Annotated in this window: 21 protein-coding genes; 17 read left to right on the top strand and 4 right to left on the bottom strand. The window is 65.4% G+C overall.

The features are described 5' to 3' along the window. Positions 1–14: 14 nt before the first annotated feature. From GGD65_RS22500 to GGD65_RS22475, 6 genes are all read left to right on the top strand, one after another. Entirely contained in the window at positions 15–284 is a 270-nt protein-coding gene (locus tag GGD65_RS22500; protein WP_018316209.1) for a DUF3551 domain-containing protein, read from the top strand. A gap of 227 nt (positions 285–511) precedes the next feature. Continuing rightward, on the top strand, positions 512–2,326 hold the full coding sequence (locus tag GGD65_RS22495) for a long-chain-acyl-CoA synthetase (protein WP_183236771.1): 1,815 nt from the start codon (positions 512–514) through the stop codon (positions 2,324–2,326). 141 nt (positions 2,327–2,467) lie between these two features. Next, on the top strand, positions 2,468–2,713 hold the full coding sequence (locus GGD65_RS22490; RefSeq protein ID WP_008543699.1) for an acyl carrier protein: 246 nt from the start codon (positions 2,468–2,470) through the stop codon (positions 2,711–2,713). Beyond that, positions 2,700–4,082: a class I adenylate-forming enzyme family protein gene (locus GGD65_RS22485; protein ID WP_183236647.1), complete on the top strand. Its 1,383-nt coding sequence runs from the start codon at positions 2,700–2,702 to the stop codon at positions 4,080–4,082. The genes GGD65_RS22490 and GGD65_RS22485 overlap by 14 nt, the downstream gene beginning before the upstream one ends. Further along, positions 4,075–4,797, top strand: coding sequence for an SDR family NAD(P)-dependent oxidoreductase (locus GGD65_RS22480; RefSeq protein WP_092255581.1), 723 nt, complete (start codon positions 4,075–4,077; stop codon positions 4,795–4,797). Before GGD65_RS22485 ends, GGD65_RS22480 begins: the two co-directional genes overlap by 8 nt. 126 nt (positions 4,798–4,923) lie before the next feature. Next, complete coding sequence (locus GGD65_RS22475) at positions 4,924–5,133, top strand: hypothetical protein (protein WP_092255578.1); 210 nt, start codon at positions 4,924–4,926, stop codon at positions 5,131–5,133. Positions 5,134–5,137: 4 nt separating this feature from the next. Here the strand turns inward: GGD65_RS22475 and GGD65_RS22470 are convergent, their stop codons facing one another. Further along, positions 5,138–5,536: a hypothetical protein gene (locus GGD65_RS22470; RefSeq protein ID WP_183236646.1), complete on the bottom strand. Its 399-nt coding sequence runs from the start codon at positions 5,534–5,536 to the stop codon at positions 5,138–5,140. 225 nt (positions 5,537–5,761) lie between these two features. Between GGD65_RS22470 and GGD65_RS22465 the strand changes: the two genes are divergently transcribed. Beyond that, the gene (locus GGD65_RS22465; protein ID WP_183236645.1) at positions 5,762–6,907 is read left to right on the top strand and encodes a DUF3095 domain-containing protein; all 1,146 of its coding nucleotides are present in this window, start codon (positions 5,762–5,764) and stop codon (positions 6,905–6,907) included. A 4-nt stretch (positions 6,908–6,911) separates the two neighbouring features. Here GGD65_RS22465 and GGD65_RS22460 read toward each other — a convergent pair whose 3' ends face one another. The 3 genes from GGD65_RS22460 to GGD65_RS22450 form a co-directional block, all read right to left on the bottom strand. Continuing rightward, positions 6,912–7,346 (bottom strand): DUF2147 domain-containing protein, encoded by a 435-nt coding sequence (locus GGD65_RS22460; RefSeq protein ID WP_092255570.1) that lies wholly within the window; start codon positions 7,344–7,346, stop codon positions 6,912–6,914. Positions 7,347–7,453: 107 nt separating this feature from the next. Then, entirely contained in the window at positions 7,454–8,839 is a 1,386-nt protein-coding gene (locus GGD65_RS22455) for an MATE family efflux transporter (protein ID WP_183236770.1), read from the bottom strand. An 83-nt stretch (positions 8,840–8,922) separates the two neighbouring features. Further along, positions 8,923–9,450, bottom strand: coding sequence for a GNAT family N-acetyltransferase (locus tag GGD65_RS22450; protein WP_018316200.1), 528 nt, complete (start codon positions 9,448–9,450; stop codon positions 8,923–8,925). 243 nt (positions 9,451–9,693) lie between these two features. Between GGD65_RS22450 and GGD65_RS22445 the strand changes: the two genes are divergently transcribed. The 10 genes from GGD65_RS22445 (at position 9,694) to GGD65_RS22400 (ending at position 17,411) form a co-directional block, all read left to right on the top strand. Further along, positions 9,694–10,290: a superoxide dismutase gene (locus tag GGD65_RS22445; protein ID WP_018316199.1), complete on the top strand. Its 597-nt coding sequence runs from the start codon at positions 9,694–9,696 to the stop codon at positions 10,288–10,290. Positions 10,291–10,560: 270 nt separating this feature from the next. Beyond that, positions 10,561–11,172: a permease gene (locus GGD65_RS22440; protein ID WP_183236644.1), complete on the top strand. Its 612-nt coding sequence runs from the start codon at positions 10,561–10,563 to the stop codon at positions 11,170–11,172. After that, positions 11,169–11,669: a hypothetical protein gene (locus GGD65_RS22435; RefSeq protein WP_183236643.1), complete on the top strand. Its 501-nt coding sequence runs from the start codon at positions 11,169–11,171 to the stop codon at positions 11,667–11,669. The genes GGD65_RS22440 and GGD65_RS22435 overlap by 4 nt, the downstream gene beginning before the upstream one ends. A gap of 43 nt (positions 11,670–11,712) precedes the next feature. Beyond that, positions 11,713–11,949 carry a hypothetical protein gene (locus tag GGD65_RS22430; protein WP_183236642.1) on the top strand — a complete coding sequence of 79 codons (237 nt, stop codon included), beginning with the start codon at positions 11,713–11,715 and terminating at the stop codon, positions 11,947–11,949. A 2-nt stretch (positions 11,950–11,951) separates the two neighbouring features. Beyond that, positions 11,952–12,707 carry a metal ABC transporter ATP-binding protein gene (locus GGD65_RS22425; RefSeq protein WP_183236641.1) on the top strand — a complete coding sequence of 252 codons (756 nt, stop codon included), beginning with the start codon at positions 11,952–11,954 and terminating at the stop codon, positions 12,705–12,707. Between the two features lie 6 nt (positions 12,708–12,713). Further along, complete coding sequence (locus tag GGD65_RS22420) at positions 12,714–13,583, top strand: metal ABC transporter permease (protein ID WP_183236640.1); 870 nt, start codon at positions 12,714–12,716, stop codon at positions 13,581–13,583. A gap of 6 nt (positions 13,584–13,589) precedes the next feature. Continuing rightward, a complete protein-coding gene (locus tag GGD65_RS22415) occupies positions 13,590–14,453 on the top strand; it encodes a metal ABC transporter solute-binding protein, Zn/Mn family (protein WP_018316193.1) in 864 nt (287 codons plus the stop codon). A 54-nt stretch (positions 14,454–14,507) separates the two neighbouring features. After that, positions 14,508–15,554 carry a GTP-binding protein gene (locus GGD65_RS22410; protein WP_018316192.1) on the top strand — a complete coding sequence of 349 codons (1,047 nt, stop codon included), beginning with the start codon at positions 14,508–14,510 and terminating at the stop codon, positions 15,552–15,554. Further along, positions 15,554–16,573 carry a WD40 repeat domain-containing protein gene (locus GGD65_RS22405; protein WP_183236639.1) on the top strand — a complete coding sequence of 340 codons (1,020 nt, stop codon included), beginning with the start codon at positions 15,554–15,556 and terminating at the stop codon, positions 16,571–16,573. The genes GGD65_RS22410 and GGD65_RS22405 overlap by 1 nt, the downstream gene beginning before the upstream one ends. A 121-nt stretch (positions 16,574–16,694) precedes the next feature. Continuing rightward, a complete protein-coding gene (locus GGD65_RS22400) occupies positions 16,695–17,411 on the top strand; it encodes an MgtC/SapB family protein (RefSeq protein WP_018316190.1) in 717 nt (238 codons plus the stop codon). Positions 17,412–17,472: the final 61 nt, after the last annotated feature.

Here is a 17,472-nt window from a genome sequence, read left to right as displayed (position 1 = left end):
CCGGAACACAGTTCATGCGTTTCTCGTTCGGAATGATCGTGACCGCCGGCGCGATGCTCGCAGCCGCGCCGTCGCATGCGCAGACTTTTGATCCACGCTATCCGGTCTGCATGCACGTTTATTCAGGTGCGAACGGTGGGGGTGGAGAGTGGTACGACTGCTCCTTCACCTCGTTGCCGCAGTGCCGCGCCACGGCTTATGGCCGATCCGCGATCTGCGATCTCAATCCGTATTATCCGGTTCACGCGCCGCCGCCGTACTTGCGCTACAGGCGTAGCGGCTAGCGTCGGCAGGTGCTGCGCGCTACTCCTTCCTGCCCCCACAGCTCGACCACCTTGCGCCAGCGCGATCGGTCTCGGCCGTCACCACGCCGCCGAACTCACCGGCGTTGCCGTGCGGCGGTAAGGATCACTAGAGTTAACCGCGCCCTAACAGAGTTTTACCTTGTCTCTTAACACCTGGGCAGGGCGCGGGGGCTAGATTGCCTGATGTCAGCAGGCGGCCCGAAAGAATCAACGGCATGACCCCCGGTGTCATCGAACGACAAAAAGTCACGCGCGCGCCTTCGGCTTCAAAGATATGGCTGAAGGCCATCGAGCTCACGGCGCGGATCGAGACGCTGCCGGGGCGTCTGTTCGCCGACGTCATCGACGATTGGGCGCAGCGCCAGCCCGACCGCGTCGCGCTGATCACCGACGACGCAAGCCTCGACTATGAAAGCCTGTCGAAGCGCATCAACCGCTACGCGCGCTGGGCGCGCTCGGCCGGCGTGGCCAAGGGTGATACGGTCGCCTTGATCATGCCGAACGGCATCGATTATGTCGCGGCCTGGCTCGGCATCAGCCGGATCGGCGGTGTGGCGGCGCTGCTCAACACCAGGCTGGTGGGACAGTCGCTCGCGCATTGCCTCGATGTCGCAAAGCCCTCGCATATCATCGTTGCGCAGGAGCTGACGCAGATGCTGGAGAGCGCAACGCCACACCTGAAGACGCAGGCCAAGGTCTGGACGCATGGCGATGCCCGCAGCGAGCGCGCCATCGACGTCGCCCTCGCGGCGCTGGACGACGCTCCTTTGTCGCCGGAGGAGCACGGCGAGGTCACCATCGATGATCGCGCGCTGCTGATCTACACCTCGGGCACCACCGGCCTGCCGAAGGCTGCCAGCATCAGCCACCGCCGCATTCTCAATTGGGGCTTTTGGTTCGCCGGCCTCACCGGCGCGAGCCCGCAAGACCGGCTCTACGATTGCCTGCCCCTGTTCCACTCAGTCGGCGGCATCGTCGCGCCCTGCAGCATGCTCGCTGCGGGCGGCTCGGTGGTAATTGCGGAGAAATTCTCGGCCTCGCATTTCTGGTCCGACATCGTGCGCCATGACTGCACGCTGTTCCAATATATCGGCGAGCTCTGCCGTTATCTGCTCAAGGCCGCGCCGTCGGAATATGAGAACCGGCATCGTCTCCGCCTCGTCTGCGGCAACGGCCTGCGCGGTGACATCTGGGAAGACTTTCAGGCGCGTTTCGCCATTCCGCGCATCCTCGAATTCTATGCGGCGACGGAAGGCAACTTCTCGCTGTTCAACGTCGAGGGGCAGCCCGGCGCGATCGGTCGCATCCCACCGCTGCTGGCGCATCGCTTCCCTGCCAATCTCGTCAAGCTCGACCCCGACAGCGGCGTGCCGCTGCGCAACGAAGAGGGGTTTTGCCTCGCCTGCGCCCGTGGTGAGGCCGGCGAAGCCATCGGCCGCATCGGCACCGCCGATGAAGGCGGCGGCCGCTTCGAGGGCTACACCGACACCGGCGAGACCGAGAAGAAGATTCTTCGCGATGTCTTTACCAGGGGCGACGCCTGGTTCCGCACCGGCGACCTGATGCGGATCGACGACAAGGGCTTCTTCCATTTCGTCGATCGGATCGGGGATACTTTCCGCTGGAAGGGCGAGAATGTCGCGACCTCGGAGGTGAATGACGCGATGCGCGATTTCACCGGCGTGGTCGATGCCACAACTTACGGCGTCAGCATCCCCGGCGCGGACGGCCGTGCCGGCATGAGCGCGATCGTCGTCAACGAAGGCTTCGACATCGCGGCATTGCCCGCACATCTGGCGCAACGCCTACCGGCTTATGCGCGCCCGGTCTTCATTCGCATCTCCAGCGAGATCGATGCGACCGAGACGTTCAAGCAGAAGAAGGGCGATCTGTCGCGGGAAGGCTTCGATCCCGCCGCGATCTCCGATCCGCTGTTCATGGCAGACCCGAAGTCCGGGGCCTATGCGGCGCTCGATACCGAGGCCCATGCGCGAATCGTGGACGGCTCGATCAGGCTGTAAATCCCGTCAAAATCCGCAGATAGGTCCAATTTTATCTGAATTGTCCAAGAAGCCATTTACTTCTGTCGGGTAAACAGGCGGCCATGGGGAGGCGGCCAGCAAGAGCCGCCGCAACACCAACGATAACAAAGCGAGCCAGCCATGTCGGTAAGGTCTAAGGTCATTGACGCGATCCAGCAGATCGCCAAAGAGCAGCACGTCACGCTTCCCGCGCTCTCGGACGATCTGTCGCTGCACGAGACGGGTTTCGACTCGCTCGCCTTCGCCATCCTGGTCGCGCGCCTCGAGGACGAGACCGGCGTCGACCCCTTCACCATCTCCGAGGACGCAGCGTTTCCCGCCACGGTGGGCGATTTCGTGCGGGCCTACGAAAATGTCCCCGCGTGAGATCTTTGCGCTTCGCGACCATCTCGGCGCGGAGCTGACCGGCCGTACGCTGTCGGACGCGCAAACCTGCGTGTCGCTGACCGATATCCTGTCGCAGACGGTCCTGGGCGGCCGCCTGCGCGAATTGTCCGGCCGCTCCGTGCTGCTCAAATTGTCCGACCAGCTCCGGTCGGGTCTTGCCATGATCGAGCTCGACGGCATCGCCCGTCGCATGCTGCTGTGCCCGCCCGATCTCAATCCGGCGCATCTCGAGGCATTGATCGCCGATGCCGAGATCGACGCCGTCGTGACCGACGAATCCGATCGCTGGGCCGGGACTGGCGTCCCGCTCATCGTCACCGCGCAATTGCCGCTCGAAGCCACCGCGCCAGCCAAGACCGAACGCGCGACGGAATGGCTGATGCTCACCTCGGGCACTTCAGGCGTGCCGAAGATCGCCGGCCACACGCTGGAGGCGCTGACCGGTGCGATCGTTGCCGAAGGCCCCGCGCGCGGCCCGGCGCCGGTCTGGGCGACCTTCTACGACATCCGCCGCTATGGCGGCCTGCAAATCTTCCTCCGCGCCGTCCTTTCCGGCGGCTCGATGGTGCTGTCCGATCCGCATGAGGCGCTCGGCGATCACGTCGCGCGGCTGAAGGCGCGCGGCGTCTCGCACATCTCCGGCACGCCCTCGCACTGGCGCAAGCTCCTGATGAGCGGTTCGGCCGCGCAGTTCGCCCCTCGCTACGTCCGCCTCTCCGGTGAAATCGCCGACCAGGCGGTGCTCGACGGGCTGAAGGCGGCATTCCCCAATTCTTCCGTCGGTCATGCCTATGCCTCGACCGAAGCCGGCGTCGGCTTTGCCGTCAACGACGGACTGGAAGGCTTTCCGGCCGACTATCTCGGCAATCGCAACGGCGTCGAGATGAAAGTAGTCGACGGCTCGCTGCGTATCCGTTCGACGCGCACCGCGCATGCCTATGTCGGCCGCAATGCCGCCGCGCTCACCGATGACGACGGATTTGTCGACAGCGGCGACATCGTCGAGCTGCGCGGCGAGCGCTACTATTTCGTCGGCCGCCGCGGCGGCATCATCAATATCGGCGGACTGAAGGTCCACCCCGAAGAAATCGAGGCGGTCATCAACCGCCATCCCGACGTGCGGATGTCGCGGGCCAAATCGCGCAAGAGCCCGATCACCGGCGGCATCGTGGTCGCCGATGTGATCCTCACCGAGGGCACCGATCCCGCCCGGGCGAAAGAGATCCGCGACCAGATCCTGGAGCGGTGCCGCGCGCAGCTCGCGTCCCACAAGGTGCCGGCGGTGATCCGCTTCGTCGAGGCGCTCGACGTCACCCCGGCCGGAAAACTGGCGCGCACCGATGCATAATGTCCTCGTCACCGGCGGCAGCCGCGGCATCGGCCTTGCGATCGGCAAGCGCCTCTCCGGCGCCGGCTACAACGTGGTCGCGGCCGCCCGGCGCGAGAGCGAAGAGCTCAAGGCCGCGATTGCGGAGTCCGAAGGGCGGCTGCATTTCCGCGCCTGCGACCTTGCCGTGATCGACGCCATTCCGGCTTTTGCAAAACTCGTGCGCGACGAGTTCGGCCCGACCTACGGCCTCGTCAACAATGCCGGCCTCGGCACCGAAGGCCTGCTCGCCACCATGCATAATTCCGAGATCGAGGCGCTGGTGCAGCTCAACGTGCTGTCGCCGATCATCCTCACCAAATATGTCGCGCGGCAGATGATGGCCGACGGCGCCGGCCGCATCGTCAACATCTCCTCGATCATCGCGACCACCGGCTATAACGGCCTGTCCGTCTACGGCGCGACCAAGGCGGCTGCAACCGGCTTCACCCGCTCGCTGGCGCGCGAGGTCGGCAAGCTCGGCATCACCGTGAACGCGATTGCGCCGGGCTTCATCGACACCGAGCTCACGCACAATCTGTCCGACGAGGCGCGCAAGCGCATCGCCGGCCGCAGCGCGCTGCGCCGCCTGCCGGAGACGGATGACGTCGCGCGCATGGTGGAGTATCTTTTGGGCGAAGGCGGCCGCAACGTCACCGGGACGGTGTTTACTGTCGACGCGGGGAATACGGCCTAGGCGGAACTCCGCCGTCATGATTGCGTTGATCCGGCACAATGACATCCAGCCGGATTTGGTCGTAAGATGCCCCGCAATCGATTGGGTTACGTCAATCGATCTGCCCTAATCGACAAGGAGCAGTCCATGACCATGCCCAGCATGACCGCTTCAAATCAGGGCCGGACCGAGCAATCCCGCGCGAAGCAGGATGATGCCCGTTGCCCGCCGATGACGCACCAGAATTCCGGCGGTCATGGTCACGAAATGTACCCGCAGCAATTCGTGCGCCTGGTCGGCTGCCATGATGCGTCTCTCGATAGCTTGCGCAAGCGTCAGGACGAGAAGCTGCATTAGCAGCTCACGTCCGGTGCTTCGGCGGGTCTTTCGGCAGGTCAATCCGCTCATGTGAAAATTCCGGCGGCCCTTCGGTGAGGCGGCGGATGCGGCGGTCGCGTTCGTCCACGGGCAATGCCGGATCGAGCAGCGTCTCGATCTCGTGGACCGCGATCTCTTCGATCCTGGTGGCGTCCGATGCGATCGGATGCGCCGAGGAGTGGACCGGGGGCGCGATCTTCAGGCCCAGCTCGATCAGCTTGCAGATCGCATCCGAGCGGGTCAGTTGATGGGCTTCAGCCCAGGCATCGACGGCTGCCGTCAGTCTTTCGGGCATCTTCACCGCGCTGATCGGGTCAGTGCCCGTGCGCCGGCGGACGGGAGAGGTGGAATCCTTGCTGCCGAAGTCTGACACCTGGATCATCCCATGCAACCGTTGGAGCTGGCCAACGATAGCCGTTCTCCCCGGCCGGCCGCTTGATTCCGATCAATGACCCGCTGCGGTATTGCAACGCGGCCTCACCTTGTTGTTGCCGTATCTTGTTGTCCTGGCCCGTTTCGGCCAATGATTGAAAGGGGCCGCCGGCCGGCGAACCCGGATCGATCCTGCCACGTATTTGTTTCGCATTCCAACCATCCGGCATCCCCGATGACCTCAGGCGAATCCTTCTATGGCGGCATTCCCGTCTTCCGCGGCTTCACCAGCCTGATGGACCCTGCGCTCTATGCGCCGCTGCCGGACGATTGGAGCATCGGCGTCGCCGATATCGTCGATTCCACCAAGGCGATCGCGGCGCAGCGCTACAAGGCGGTGAACATGGCCGGCGCCGCCGTGATCGCGGCGGTGACGAACGCATTGGAGGGGCGCGAATTCCCCTTCGTGTTCGGCGGCGACGGCGCGAGCTTTGCGGTTGCGCCAGGCGACCTCGAACCTGCCCGAGAGGCGCTGGCGGCAACCGCGACCTGGGTGCGGGAAGATCTCGATCTGACGATGCGGGTCGCGCTGGTGCCGGTCAGCGCCATCCGCGCGCAGGGCCTCGACGTGCGCGTCGCGCGCTTCGGTCCGTCGGCCAACCTGTCCTATGCGATGTTCTCGGGCGGCGGGCTCGCCTTCGCCGATGCCGCGATGAAGCGCGGGGAGTTTGCCGTCCCGGCAGCGCCGGCGGGCACGCAGCCCGATCTCTCGGGCCTGTCCTGCCGCTTCGAGGTGATACCAGCCTCACGTGGGCTGATCCTGTCGGTTCTGGTGATGCCGGCGCGCGGCGCCGACCCGCATGCCTTCCGCAAGGTGATCGAGGACGTCATCCATCTCGTCGAGCGCAGCCCGGACGGCGCCCGCCCGGTGCCGCCGCAGGGACCGCCGCTGAAATGGCCGCCGCAGGGGCTGGAATACGAAGTCCGCACCAGACGCGGTGGTCCGCTGCTCGCGCGCCGCGCCACCGTGCTGGCCTATACGCTGTTCATCTATCTGATCATGCGCTTCGACCTCAACGTCGGCGGCTTCGTGCCCAACGTCTACAGGCGTCAGGTGGTCGAGAACTCGGACTTCAGGAAATTTGACGACGGCCTGCGCATGATCCTCGACTGCACGCCGCAGCTCGAGCGCGCGCTGAGCGACCGACTGGCGGCGGCTGCGCGCGAGGGTATCGTGCGCTACGGTCTCTATCAGCAGGACGCGGCCATGATGACCTGCTTCACGCCGTCGGCGCTGCGCAGTGATCACGTCCATTTCATCGATGGCGCGCGGGGCGGCTACGCCTCGGCGGCGACGGCGCTGAAGGCGATGGTGGCGTGAAGCGTCAGCGTCCCGCCCGCGTCCAGGTCTCGCCGCCGCAGAGCGCGCCGACGCAGCCTTCGACCCGCAGCGAATCCGCTCCCGTCACGGAGATGCTGCTGGCATAGGTACTGCCGTCGTCGGCATTGTAGATCTGGCCGGACCATTTGTTCGGACCTGACGGCTGCATGCCGCTGAACAATGGCAGGCCGATCATCGGGCGCCTGGCGAGCTCGCGATTGGGGTTCTTGCTGTCGGTGGCGGGCTGGCCGGTCGCGGTGTCATAGGGCTCGCGCAGCCAGGCGACGACGCCGCAGATGCCGCCGCCGCACTTGCTGATCTTGACGCGCGCATCACCCGCCTGGGTCAGCCATGTCCCATCGGCGCTCTGCGCATGCGCGGCCGGCGCGCCGAGCAGCGCAGCGAGAAGGACGATGAGAGCAGCGAATCTGGAAGTCATGGAAGAGGCCCCGAAAATGGAGCGCCTCCATAGCAGCCCGGCGGGATAGTGCAACGCTGGCTGGAATCACATTCCTGCGTTCATTTGCCTGCGTTGATGTCCTGCGATCATTTGTCCCAGCGCGCGAAGGCGACCGAGGCCGCAGTCGACAGGCCGAACACCGCCATGGCGCCGCCGACCAGCGCGAACAAGGTCCAGGCCGGCGCCTGCGTCATCATGAGGACGACGCCGCCGATCGCGACGATCAGAAGCCGCGCGGTGGAAGCGAGCACGGGGCCGCCGACGCGCGCCGCGCCTTGCGAGGAGAAGTAGAGCGACACGCCGATGCCGAAGAACACGAAGGTCGGGCCGGCCCAGTGGAAATAGCTGTGCGCGGCGGCGGTGACGCCGGGATCGCGCGTGAAGAGCGCGACCCATAGCGACGGAGCGAGCGCGATGGCGAGGCCGATCAGGCCGACCGTCAATCCGGAAGCTGCAGCGGCGGTCCAGGCCACACGCCGCGCGCGCTTCACCTGTCCGGCGCCCATCGCCATGCCGACCATCGGCACCGAGGCGATGCCGAAGGCGAAGGTGATCGGGATCAGCAAGAATTCCAGCCGCGAGCCGATGCCGTAGCCGGCCAGCATCTCGGTGCCGAACGTGGCCAGGATCTTCGTGAAGATCAAAATGGTGAGCACGGTCTGGAGCGGCGACAGGCAGGCCACCGCACCAACCTTGAGGATGTCCAGGAACATCGCGCGCTCGAAATGAAACGCGCGAATATTCAGCGGCAGCCGGCTGCGGCCGGACGCGAGATACCAGAGGAAAAAGATCGCGGCGCAGGTGAACGCGATCAACTGGCCGCTGGCGACCCCCGGCATGCCGAAGGGCTTCACGCCGAACAGGCCGAGCCCCAACGTGCCGCCGAGCGCGATCTGGAGCACGCTGGCGCCGATCAGCGTCATCGAGGGCAGGCGCATGTCGCCGGTGCCGCGGATCACCGAGGCGAGCGTGTTGACGAGCCAGATCGCGACCGCGCCGGAGAACAGCACCTGCGAATAGCCGCTGGCCTCCTCGAGCACGCGATCGCGCCCGCCGAGCAGGGTGAAGAAGGAGCGGCCGAAGACGAGCATCATCACCGTGAAGAACAGCCCGCCGCAGAGGCCGATGATGGCGGCATGCAGCGCCAGCGTCGCGGCGCGGTCACGATCCCCGGCGCCGAGCGCGCGGCTGATCGCGGACGAAACGCCGCCGCCCATCGCGCCCGCGCTCGTCATCTGCGTCAGCATCGCGAACGGAAACACCAGCGCGATCGCGGCGAGCGGAATGGTGCCGAGCCGGCCGATATAGGAGGTCTCGGCGATCGCAACCAAAGTGCTGCCGACCATCGCGATCATGTTGGGGATCGCGAGCCGCAGCAGCGTCGGCAGGATCGGCGCAGTCAGCAGGCTGGCGATCGGGGAGGCGACCGGCGCAATCGGCGGGACGGCGTCTGCAGGGGCGTCGATCGTCATGTTCACCGGGCGGAATTTTAGATGATGATCGACATATTATAGGACGGCCGAGCCCCTGCGGCAGCCCTCACTCCACGCAGGGGTCACCACGGCAGGCCGCATAGGTCGATGGTGCCCAGCGTCGGCGCGCGGACGATGTTGAAGACGTAGGGCGCCATCTCGGTGAAGCGGATCCGCCCCTCCGGCTGCTCGCAATAGACTTCGCCCTTGAAGGGCAGCCAGCTCCGGGTCTCGTAGAACGAAAAATTGTGTGGTTCGCAGAACAGCAGCGCGAAGCGAACGGCCTCGTTGGCGCGAATGGTGTGAACCGCCGCGTCGATCGCTACGGTCGCATAGCCGCGACCGCGCCGGTCCTCGCGGGTGCAGACCCCGCCGATGCCGCCGATATGGACCTTCTGTCCGTTCCAGGTGACGGTGCGGAAGTAGATGCCGACATGGCAGACGAGACCGTCCTCGGGCGTCTCGATCAGCACGCGCAGGTCGGCATTGGCCCATTTGACGTGAGCCCAGGCCGGCTTCTCCGCCGCGTCTTGACCCCAGACCGCGCTGAGCAGCGGCTTGGCGATCGGCCACGAGGCGTCGCCGTTCAAAATGTCGATCTCGATGCTCATGGATTTGTCTCTCGCAACGCGGCTGCGCGGTTCATTCGTTCTGTCATAACCGGTTCAAAGGCAACGATATTCTGCGGCCGGCGATCGGCCCGGGTTGAATGTCCCTCGGTGCTGCGAAGTTATGCAATCCGGCCAAGCCGTGGCATCACGTCTTTTCGCAAATTCTGAGGTATTTAACGGCGGTGGAACCTTCTATAAGAGTCCCCGTTAAGCCAGTTCCCCATCAGTCGCGGACAACATCCCATGACCTTTACGCTGCCCCCCCTCCCTTACGCCTATGACGCCCTCGGCCAGTTCATGTCGAAGGAGACGCTGGAATTCCACCACGACAAGCATCATCAGGCCTACGTCACCAACGGCAACAACGCGCTCAAGGGGACCGAATGGGAAGGCAAGTCCCTTGAAGAGATCGTCAAGGGCTCGTTTGGCAAGAACCCCGCGGTGTTCAACAATGCCGGCCAGCACTACAACCACATCCACTTCTGGAGCTGGATGAAGCCCAATGGCGGCGGCACCAAGCTGCCGGGCAAGATCGAGAAGAAGATCAACGAGGACCTCGGCGGCTTCGAGAAGTTCAAGACCGACTTCCAGGCGGCCGGCGTCGGCCAGTTCGGCTCCGGCTGGTGCTGGCTCCAGGTCAAGAACGGCAAGCTCGAGATCTCCAAGACCCCGAACGGCGAGAATCCGCTGGTGCATGGCGCCACCCCGATCCTCGGCTGCGACGTCTGGGAGCACTCCTATTACATCGACTACCGCAACCGCCGCCCCGATTATCTCAAGGCGTTCGTCGAGAACCTCGTGAACTGGGAATACGTCGAGTCCCTGCTCGAGAAGGCGTAAGGCCTCGTTGTCATTCCGGGGCGCCCGCAGGGCGAACCCGGAATCCAGAAGTTGTGGCGCGAGATTCTCAGGTGCGCAGTTGCGCACCAGAGCTCGCACTTCGTGCGCCCCGGAATGACAGAAAACAAAAGGCGGTCGCTCGCGCGGCCGCCTTTTTGCTGTGCGGAATTGCCCTGCGTGGCGCGCGCACCGGTCTGTCATCGTACTGTTTGCATCGAATGGACGCCGCCCTTAATCAGGAATGGCATCACCCTCGAGCGACCGAGCCCGTTGTCAGAACCTTCCCCGAAGAACCCGGCGCCTGCCGAGGACGCGGAGTCCGAACCGCGGCCGGGGCGGGTCCGCAAGCCGATCGGCTGGTCGACGATCATCATCGCAGCGCTGGTCGCGGTGAGTGCGACCTTGGTCTGGCGGCGTGACGGCACCGACGGCGTTCTCGACATTCTGACCCACGATCTCTCGCTGTTCTCAGGCATCCTGCCGCGCGTGCTCGCCGGCTGCCTGCTCGGGGCCTTCATCTCGGAGATCCTGCCGCACGAAAAGGTCTCGCGCTCGCTCGGACCGAAATCCGGCCTGATGGGGCTGCTGATCGGCACCGCCTTCGGCGCGATCCTGCCGGGCGGTCCCTTCACCGCCTATCCCGTGGCGAGTGCGCTGCTCGCTGTCGGCGCCGATTTCGGCGCCACCATCGCCATGGTCGTGAGCTGGACTCTGATCGGCTATGGCCGGGCGGTGGCCTGGGAAATCCCGATCATGGGCACCGACTTCACGCTGTGGCGGATTCTGATCTCGCTGCCGCTGCCGGTACTCGCTGGTGCGCTCGGCCGCTTCGTCTATGTCCGGCTCTATCCGAAGCACGAAAGCGACGAGGACGCGGCATGAGCGCCGCGCTTTTCATCGACATCCTGTTGTGGGGCTCTGTGTTCGGCGTCGGCCTGATCGCCTTTCGCCGCGGCCCGCCTGTGTTCAAGGCCTCGCTGCGCGAAGGCGCGATGGATTTCATCAACATCGTGCCGCGCATCGCGCTGGGCGTGATCGGCTCCGGCTACATCGCCGCGATCATCCCGCAGGAGGTGATCACCGGCTGGCTCGGGCCGGACAGCGGCTGGCTCGGGGTTGCGACCGCCGTGGTCGCCGGCGCCGCCACGCCGGGCGGGCCCGTGATCGGCTTCTCCATCGGCACGGTGGCGCTGAAGTCGGGCGGCGGGGTGCCGCAGGTGGTGGCTTATGTCGTTGCCTGGGCCCTGTTCGCCTTTCAGCGGGTGATCTTGTGGGAAATCCCATTCATGCCGGCCCGTTTCGTCTGGTTCCGCTGCGCCGTGTCGGTGCCGTTTCCTTTCGTGGCAGCTGCCATCGCGATGGCGATCGGCAAGCCGTGAGCCCGGCGTGGACAGGGGTTATGTTATAATATAACGTTCCGAAATGGTTCCCGCCGCGTCCCACGCCCACCATCACGACCATGCCCCTGGCCATTCTCATGACCACGCGCATTCGCATGGGCACGACCACACCCACGCCCATGTCCACGACGCGGCCTCGCCGCATCCGGCCCAGGCGGCGCCCTGGTCGATCCTGCGCATGACCATGGCGGCGCGCCTTGGGGCCGCGCTCGCCGTCTGTGCCGTGCTCTGGGGCGTGGTCTTCCTGGCGATGAGGTGACGATGGCGGCGCTGCACTTTCACAATGTGACGCTCGGTTATGACCGGCATCCGGCCGTGCACCATCTCAACGGTGAGGTTGCGCGGGGCGCGCTGGTCGCCGTGATCGGCCCGAATGGCGCCGGCAAGTCGACCCTGCTGCGCGGCATCGTCGGCATCCTCCGGCCGCTCGACGGCAGCATCCATCTCGGCGGGCTCGACTCTCGCGATATCGCCTATCTGCCGCAGAGCGCGGAGATCGACCGCAGCTTCCCGATCTCGGTGTTCGACTTCGTCGGCACCGGGCTGTGGCGCGGGACCGGCTTGTTCGGCGGCATTGGCAAGGCGGCGCGCGGGAAGATCTTGCGCGCGATCGCCTCCGTCGGCCTCAATGGCTTCGAGAACCGCCCGATCGGCACGCTCTCGGGTGGCCAGATGCAGCGCGTGCTGTTCGCGCGCGTGTTGCTCCAGGACGCAAGCCTGATCGTGCTGGACGAGCCCTTCAACGCCATTGACAGCAAGACCACCGCCGACCTGCTCGCGCTGGTCAAGCACTGGCACGGCGAGGGCCGCACCGTGCTCGCCGCGCTGCACGACATGGAGATGGTGCGCAACCATTTCACCGAGACGCTGGTGCTGGCGCGCGGCCCCGTGGCGTGGGGACCGACGGTGGAGGTGCTGACGCCGGAAAACCTGCTGGTGGCGATGCGGATGTGCGAGGCGTTCGACGACAGCGCCGCGGCCTGCGCCGCCGACGATACCCGGTCGCGGGCGGCGTGATCACCGATGCTCTACGACGCGCTGATCGGTCCCTTCACCGAATTCGAGTTCATGCGGCGGGCGCTGGCCGCCGTGATCGCATTGTCGCTGGCCGGTGCGCCGATCGGCGTCTTCCTGATGCTGCGGCGGATGAGCCTCGTCGGCGATGCCATGGCGCATGCAATTCTGCCCGGCGCGGCGGTCGGCTTTCTGCTCTCCGGGCTCAATCTGTTCGCGATGACGGCCGGCGGGCTGATCGCAGGCTTTGCCGTCGCGATCCTCGCCGGCGTCGTCGCGCGCTCGACCGGGCTGAAGGAGGACGCTTCGCTCGCGACCTTCTATCTGGCCTCGCTGGCGCTCGGCGTCACCATCGTCTCGATCAAGGGCACCAATATCGACCTGCTCCACGTGCTGTTCGGCAACATCCTCGCGATGGACGACCAGACCCTGCTGGTGGTGGCCTTCAACGCCACCGTGACGCTGCTGGTGCTCGCCGTGATCTACCGCCCGCTGGTGATCGAGAGCGTCGATCCCTTGTTCTTGCGCACAGTCAGCCGCGCCGGTGGTCCCGCGCATCTCGCCTTCCTGGCGCTGGTCGTGATCAACCTCGTCAATGGCTTTCAGGCGCTTGGCACGCTGCTTGCGGTCGGCCTGATGATCCTGCCGGCAGGTATCGCGCGGTTCTGGTCACGCGATCTCACCGTCATGATCTGCATCGCGGTGGTCGCTGCCGCGGCTTCCGGCTATGCCGGCCTCGTGCTGTCATTCCAGACCCGCGTGCCGTCGGGCCCTGCGGTCATTCTCGTGGCGACGGTGCTCTACATCGTCTCCGTGCTGTTCGGCCGCGTCGGCGGCATCGTCCGGCAGATATTTCCCGGCCGGCATCTGGAAGCGTGACGGGCGATGCGCTTCCTTCTATTCCTTGCCTTGCTGACCATCGCCTCGCCGCTGCAGGCCGCGGAACGGCTCAACGTCATTGCGAGCTTCTCGATCCTCGGCGACTTCGTCCGTAACGTCGGGGGAGATCGGGCCAACGTTACGACGCTGGTTGGCCCCGACAGCGACGTCCACGTCTACACGCCGGCGCCTGCCGACGCGAAACGGGTCGCGGAGGCGAAGCTCGTCATCGTCAATGGGCTCGGGCTGGAGGGCTGGCTGCCGCGTCTAGTGCAGTCCGCAGGGAGCAAGGCCGTGGTGGTCACCGCGAGCGCCGGCATCGTGCCGCTGAAGCTCGGTTCGGCCGCCGACCCCCACGCCTGGCAGTCGGTCCCCAACGCCAAGGTCTACGTGACCGATATTGCCAATGCGCTGGCGGCGGCCGCCCCGGATGATGCGGAGTTCTTCCGGGTCCAGGCAAAAGCCTATCTGGAAAAGCTCGAAACGCTCGACCGCGAGGTCCGCGAGGCCGTGGCGAAAATCCCGCCGGAGCGGCGCAAGGTGATCTCGACCCATGACGCCTTCGGCTATTTTTCCGCCGAATACGGTATCCAGTTCATCGCCCCCCTGGGGGTCTCCACCGAAACCGAGCCGAGCGCACGCGACATCGCGGCCATCATCGGCCAGATCAAGGCACAAAAAATACCGGCCGTGTTCCTGGAAAATATCAGCGACGACCGGCTGATCCGGCGGATCGCGGCCGAGACCGGCTCAAAAGTCGGCGGGACCCTGATTTCGGACGGTTTGACCGGCGAAAAGGGGCCTGCACCCACTTACATTGATATGGTCAGGCACAATATAAAGGCGCTGACCAGCGCGCTTGACCACTAGGGCAGGGGCCACCCCGCCTCGCGTCGCGCGAAAAGCCCGAAGTCCGGAGTTGTTATGTCTGAAGCGACCTCTCAGAAAATTCCCGTGACCGTCCTGACCGGCTATCTCGGTGCCGGCAAGACCACGCTCCTGAACCGCATCCTGTCGGAGAATCACGGCAAGAAATACGCCGTCATCGTCAACGAATTCGGCGAGATCGGCATCGACAACGACCTCATCATCGGCGCCGATGAGGAAGTGTTCGAGATGAACAATGGCTGCATCTGCTGCACCGTGCGCGGTGACCTCGTGCGCATCATGGACGGCCTGATGAAGCGCAAGGGCAAGTTCGACGCCATCATCGTCGAGACCACCGGCCTTGCCGATCCGGCGCCGGTCGCCCAGACCTTCTTCGTCGACGAGGACGTGCAGAAGAATGCGCGGCTCGATGCCGTGGTCACGGTGGCCGACGCCAAATGGCTGTCCGATCGGCTCAAGGACGCGCCCGAGGCCAAGAACCAGATCGCCTTTGCCGACGTCATCGTGCTGAACAAGACCGATCTCGTCAGCAAGGGCGAGCTTGCCGAGGTCGAGGCCCGCATCCGCGGCATCAATCCCTATGCGAAACTCCACCGCACCGAGCGCTGCTCGGTGGCCCTGGCCGACGTGCTCGACCGCGGCGCCTTCGATCTCGACCGCATCCTCGACATCGAGCCGGACTTCCTGGAGGCCGACGATCATGACCACGACCATGATCACCACCATCACGGCCACGATCATCACCACCATGATCACGGTCACGGCCTGAAGCACTATCACGACGAGGACATGCAGTCGCTGTCGCTCAAGACCGACAAGCCGCTCGATCCGAATGTGTTCATGCCCTGGCTGCAGAATTTGGTGCAGGTCGAAGGCGGCAAGATCCTGCGCTCCAAGGGCATCCTCGCCTTCCACGACGACGACGACCGCTACGTCTTCCAGGGCGTCCACATGATGCTGGAGGGTGACCACCAGCGGAAGTGGAAGGAGGGCGAGCCGCGCGAGAGCCGCCTCGTCTTCATCGGCCGCGAATTGCCGGAGGAGGCCATCCGCAAGGGTTTTGAGAGCTGCATCGTCTCGTGATGAAAGAGTTTTCGCCGGCCCCCGATTCCGCCTCGATCGTCTCCGTCACCGATCGCGTCAAGCCTGTTACGCTCGGCATGGGCGTGATCTCGGTGCATTTCCTCAGGGATCGCGCCGCCTTCGTCGGCGGCGAGGAGAATGTCGCGTTCGTCGATGACAAGGGTGAGATCAGCACGGTCACTGTTCACAGCGGCGGCATTCTCTCCACCGCTTGCGACGGCAAGCGCCTGGTGATGGGCGGCGACGACGGCAAGGTCGTCTCGCTCGACGCCAAGGGCGAGGTGACGCTGCTCGCCACCGATCCCAAGCGACGCTGGATCGATGCGGTGGCGCTGCACGCGGACGGCTCCTACGCCTGGTCGGCCGGCAAGACGGCTTTCGTCAAGAGCGGCAAGTCCGAAGAGAAGTCGCTCGAGGTGCCTTCGACCGTCGGTGGGCTTGCGTTCGCGCCTAAGGGACTCCGGCTCGCAATCGCCCATTACAACGGCGCGACGCTGTGGTTTCCGAACATGGCGGGATCAGCCGAATTCCTGCCGTGGGCCGGCTCGCATCTCGGCGTTACCTTCAGCCCGGACAACAAATTCCTGGTCACCACCATGCACGAGGCGGCGCTGCATGGCTGGCGGCTTGCCGACAACAGGCATATGCGGATGACCGGCTATCCCGGCCGCGTCCGCTCGATGTCCTGGAGCGCGGGCGGCAAGGGGCTCGCGACCTCGGGCGCCGACACCGTCATCATTTGGCCGTTCGCCAGCAAGGACGGTCCGATGGGCAAGGAGCCCGCGATGCTCGCGCCGCTGCAGGCGCGGGTGTCGGTGGTCGCCTGCCATCCGAAGAACGACATCCTCGCCGCCGGCTACAGCGACGGCACCGTGCTGATGGTGCGGCTGGAGGATGGCGCCGAGATCCTGGTCCGCCGCAACGGCACGCCGCCCGTGGCCGCGCTCGCCTGGAATGCGAAAGGCACGCTGCTCGCTTTCGCCGATGAAAATGGGGACGGCGGAATGCTGGAGCTTTAAACTGTCATCCTTTAGGCCGTAGGGTGGGCAAAGGCGCTCTTGCGCCGTGCCCACGATCTTTTTGCGTTGACGGGAGCCGTGGGCACGCTTCGCTTTGCCCACCCTACGGCAGCTGACATTCATGCGATTTCTGACGACCTTCCAGCTTGCTGATTTCCTCGACACGCTAATCAGCCTGACCACGGCGTTCGTGCTGGGCACGCTGATCGGTGCCGAGCGACAATATCGCCAGCGTACCGCGGGCCTGCGCACCAATGTGCTGGTCGCGGTCGGCGCGGCCGCCTTCGTCGATCTCGCCATGCAGCTGGACGGCGCCGACGGCGCGGTGCGGGTCATCGCCTATGTCGTCTCGGGCATCGGCTTCCTCGGCGCCGGTGTCATCATGAAGCAAGGCATGGACGTGCGCGGGCTCAACACCGCTGCGACCCTGTGGGCCTCGGCCGCGGTCGGCTCCTGCGCAGGTGCCGATATGATCGCGCAGGCTGCAGCGCTGACCGTGTTCGTGATCGCCGGCAACACCATGCTGCGCCCCCTGGTCAACGCCATCAACCGCATCCCGCTGAACGAGAAGGCGCTGGAGGCGACCTATTATTTCAAGCTCGCGGTCGCCGCCGACGCACTGCCCGACATGCGCGACCGCCTCGTCGACAAGCTCGAGGGTGCGAAATATCCGGTGGCGGGCATCGAGGTCGTCGAGCTCGGCGAGGACATGCTGGAGATTGTCGCCAAGCTCGTCGCCAGCGCGGTCGACCCGAACGAGCTGAACGCGGCGGCGACCGACCTCCAGCATCTGCCCGGCGTCCGCCACGCGACGTGGGAAGTCAGCACGACGGAGTGAGCGCGGCGTTTTGGCGCGCAGGCTGCAGTTCCCCCTCGCCGGGAACGGAACCCTGGTCCGG

Source organism: Bradyrhizobium sp. CIR18 (genome assembly GCF_014198295.1).
Classification (GTDB): Bacteria; Pseudomonadota; Alphaproteobacteria; order Rhizobiales; family Xanthobacteraceae; genus Bradyrhizobium.
This window is presented reverse-complemented; position numbering and strand designations above follow the sequence as displayed.

Coding starts and splice junctions, on each gene's coding strand:
- GGD65_RS22460 (WP_092255570.1), bottom strand. CDS start 7,346: ATGACTTCCAGATTCGCTGCTCTCATCGTCCTTCTCGCTGCGCTGCTC.
- GGD65_RS22445 (WP_018316199.1), top strand. CDS start 9,694: ATGACCTTTACGCTGCCCCCCCTCCCTTACGCCTATGACGCCCTCGGC.
- GGD65_RS22500 (WP_018316209.1), top strand. CDS start 15: ATGCGTTTCTCGTTCGGAATGATCGTGACCGCCGGCGCGATGCTCGCA.
- GGD65_RS22405 (WP_183236639.1), top strand. CDS start 15,554: ATGAAAGAGTTTTCGCCGGCCCCCGATTCCGCCTCGATCGTCTCCGTC.
- GGD65_RS22485 (WP_183236647.1), top strand. CDS start 2,700: ATGTCCCCGCGTGAGATCTTTGCGCTTCGCGACCATCTCGGCGCGGAG.
- GGD65_RS22415 (WP_018316193.1), top strand. CDS start 13,590: ATGCGCTTCCTTCTATTCCTTGCCTTGCTGACCATCGCCTCGCCGCTG.
- GGD65_RS22465 (WP_183236645.1), top strand. CDS start 5,762: ATGACCTCAGGCGAATCCTTCTATGGCGGCATTCCCGTCTTCCGCGGC.
- GGD65_RS22450 (WP_018316200.1), bottom strand. CDS start 9,450: ATGAGCATCGAGATCGACATTTTGAACGGCGACGCCTCGTGGCCGATC.
- GGD65_RS22475 (WP_092255578.1), top strand. CDS start 4,924: ATGACCATGCCCAGCATGACCGCTTCAAATCAGGGCCGGACCGAGCAA.
- GGD65_RS22435 (WP_183236643.1), top strand. CDS start 11,169: ATGAGCGCCGCGCTTTTCATCGACATCCTGTTGTGGGGCTCTGTGTTC.
- GGD65_RS22400 (WP_018316190.1), top strand. CDS start 16,695: ATGCGATTTCTGACGACCTTCCAGCTTGCTGATTTCCTCGACACGCTA.
- GGD65_RS22420 (WP_183236640.1), top strand. CDS start 12,714: ATGCTCTACGACGCGCTGATCGGTCCCTTCACCGAATTCGAGTTCATG.
- GGD65_RS22470 (WP_183236646.1), bottom strand. CDS start 5,536: ATGATCCAGGTGTCAGACTTCGGCAGCAAGGATTCCACCTCTCCCGTC.
- GGD65_RS22410 (WP_018316192.1), top strand. CDS start 14,508: ATGTCTGAAGCGACCTCTCAGAAAATTCCCGTGACCGTCCTGACCGGC.
- GGD65_RS22455 (WP_183236770.1), bottom strand. CDS start 8,839: ATGACGATCGACGCCCCTGCAGACGCCGTCCCGCCGATTGCGCCGGTC.
- GGD65_RS22425 (WP_183236641.1), top strand. CDS start 11,952: ATGGCGGCGCTGCACTTTCACAATGTGACGCTCGGTTATGACCGGCAT.
- GGD65_RS22490 (WP_008543699.1), top strand. CDS start 2,468: ATGTCGGTAAGGTCTAAGGTCATTGACGCGATCCAGCAGATCGCCAAA.
- GGD65_RS22480 (WP_092255581.1), top strand. CDS start 4,075: ATGCATAATGTCCTCGTCACCGGCGGCAGCCGCGGCATCGGCCTTGCG.
- GGD65_RS22430 (WP_183236642.1), top strand. CDS start 11,713: ATGGTTCCCGCCGCGTCCCACGCCCACCATCACGACCATGCCCCTGGC.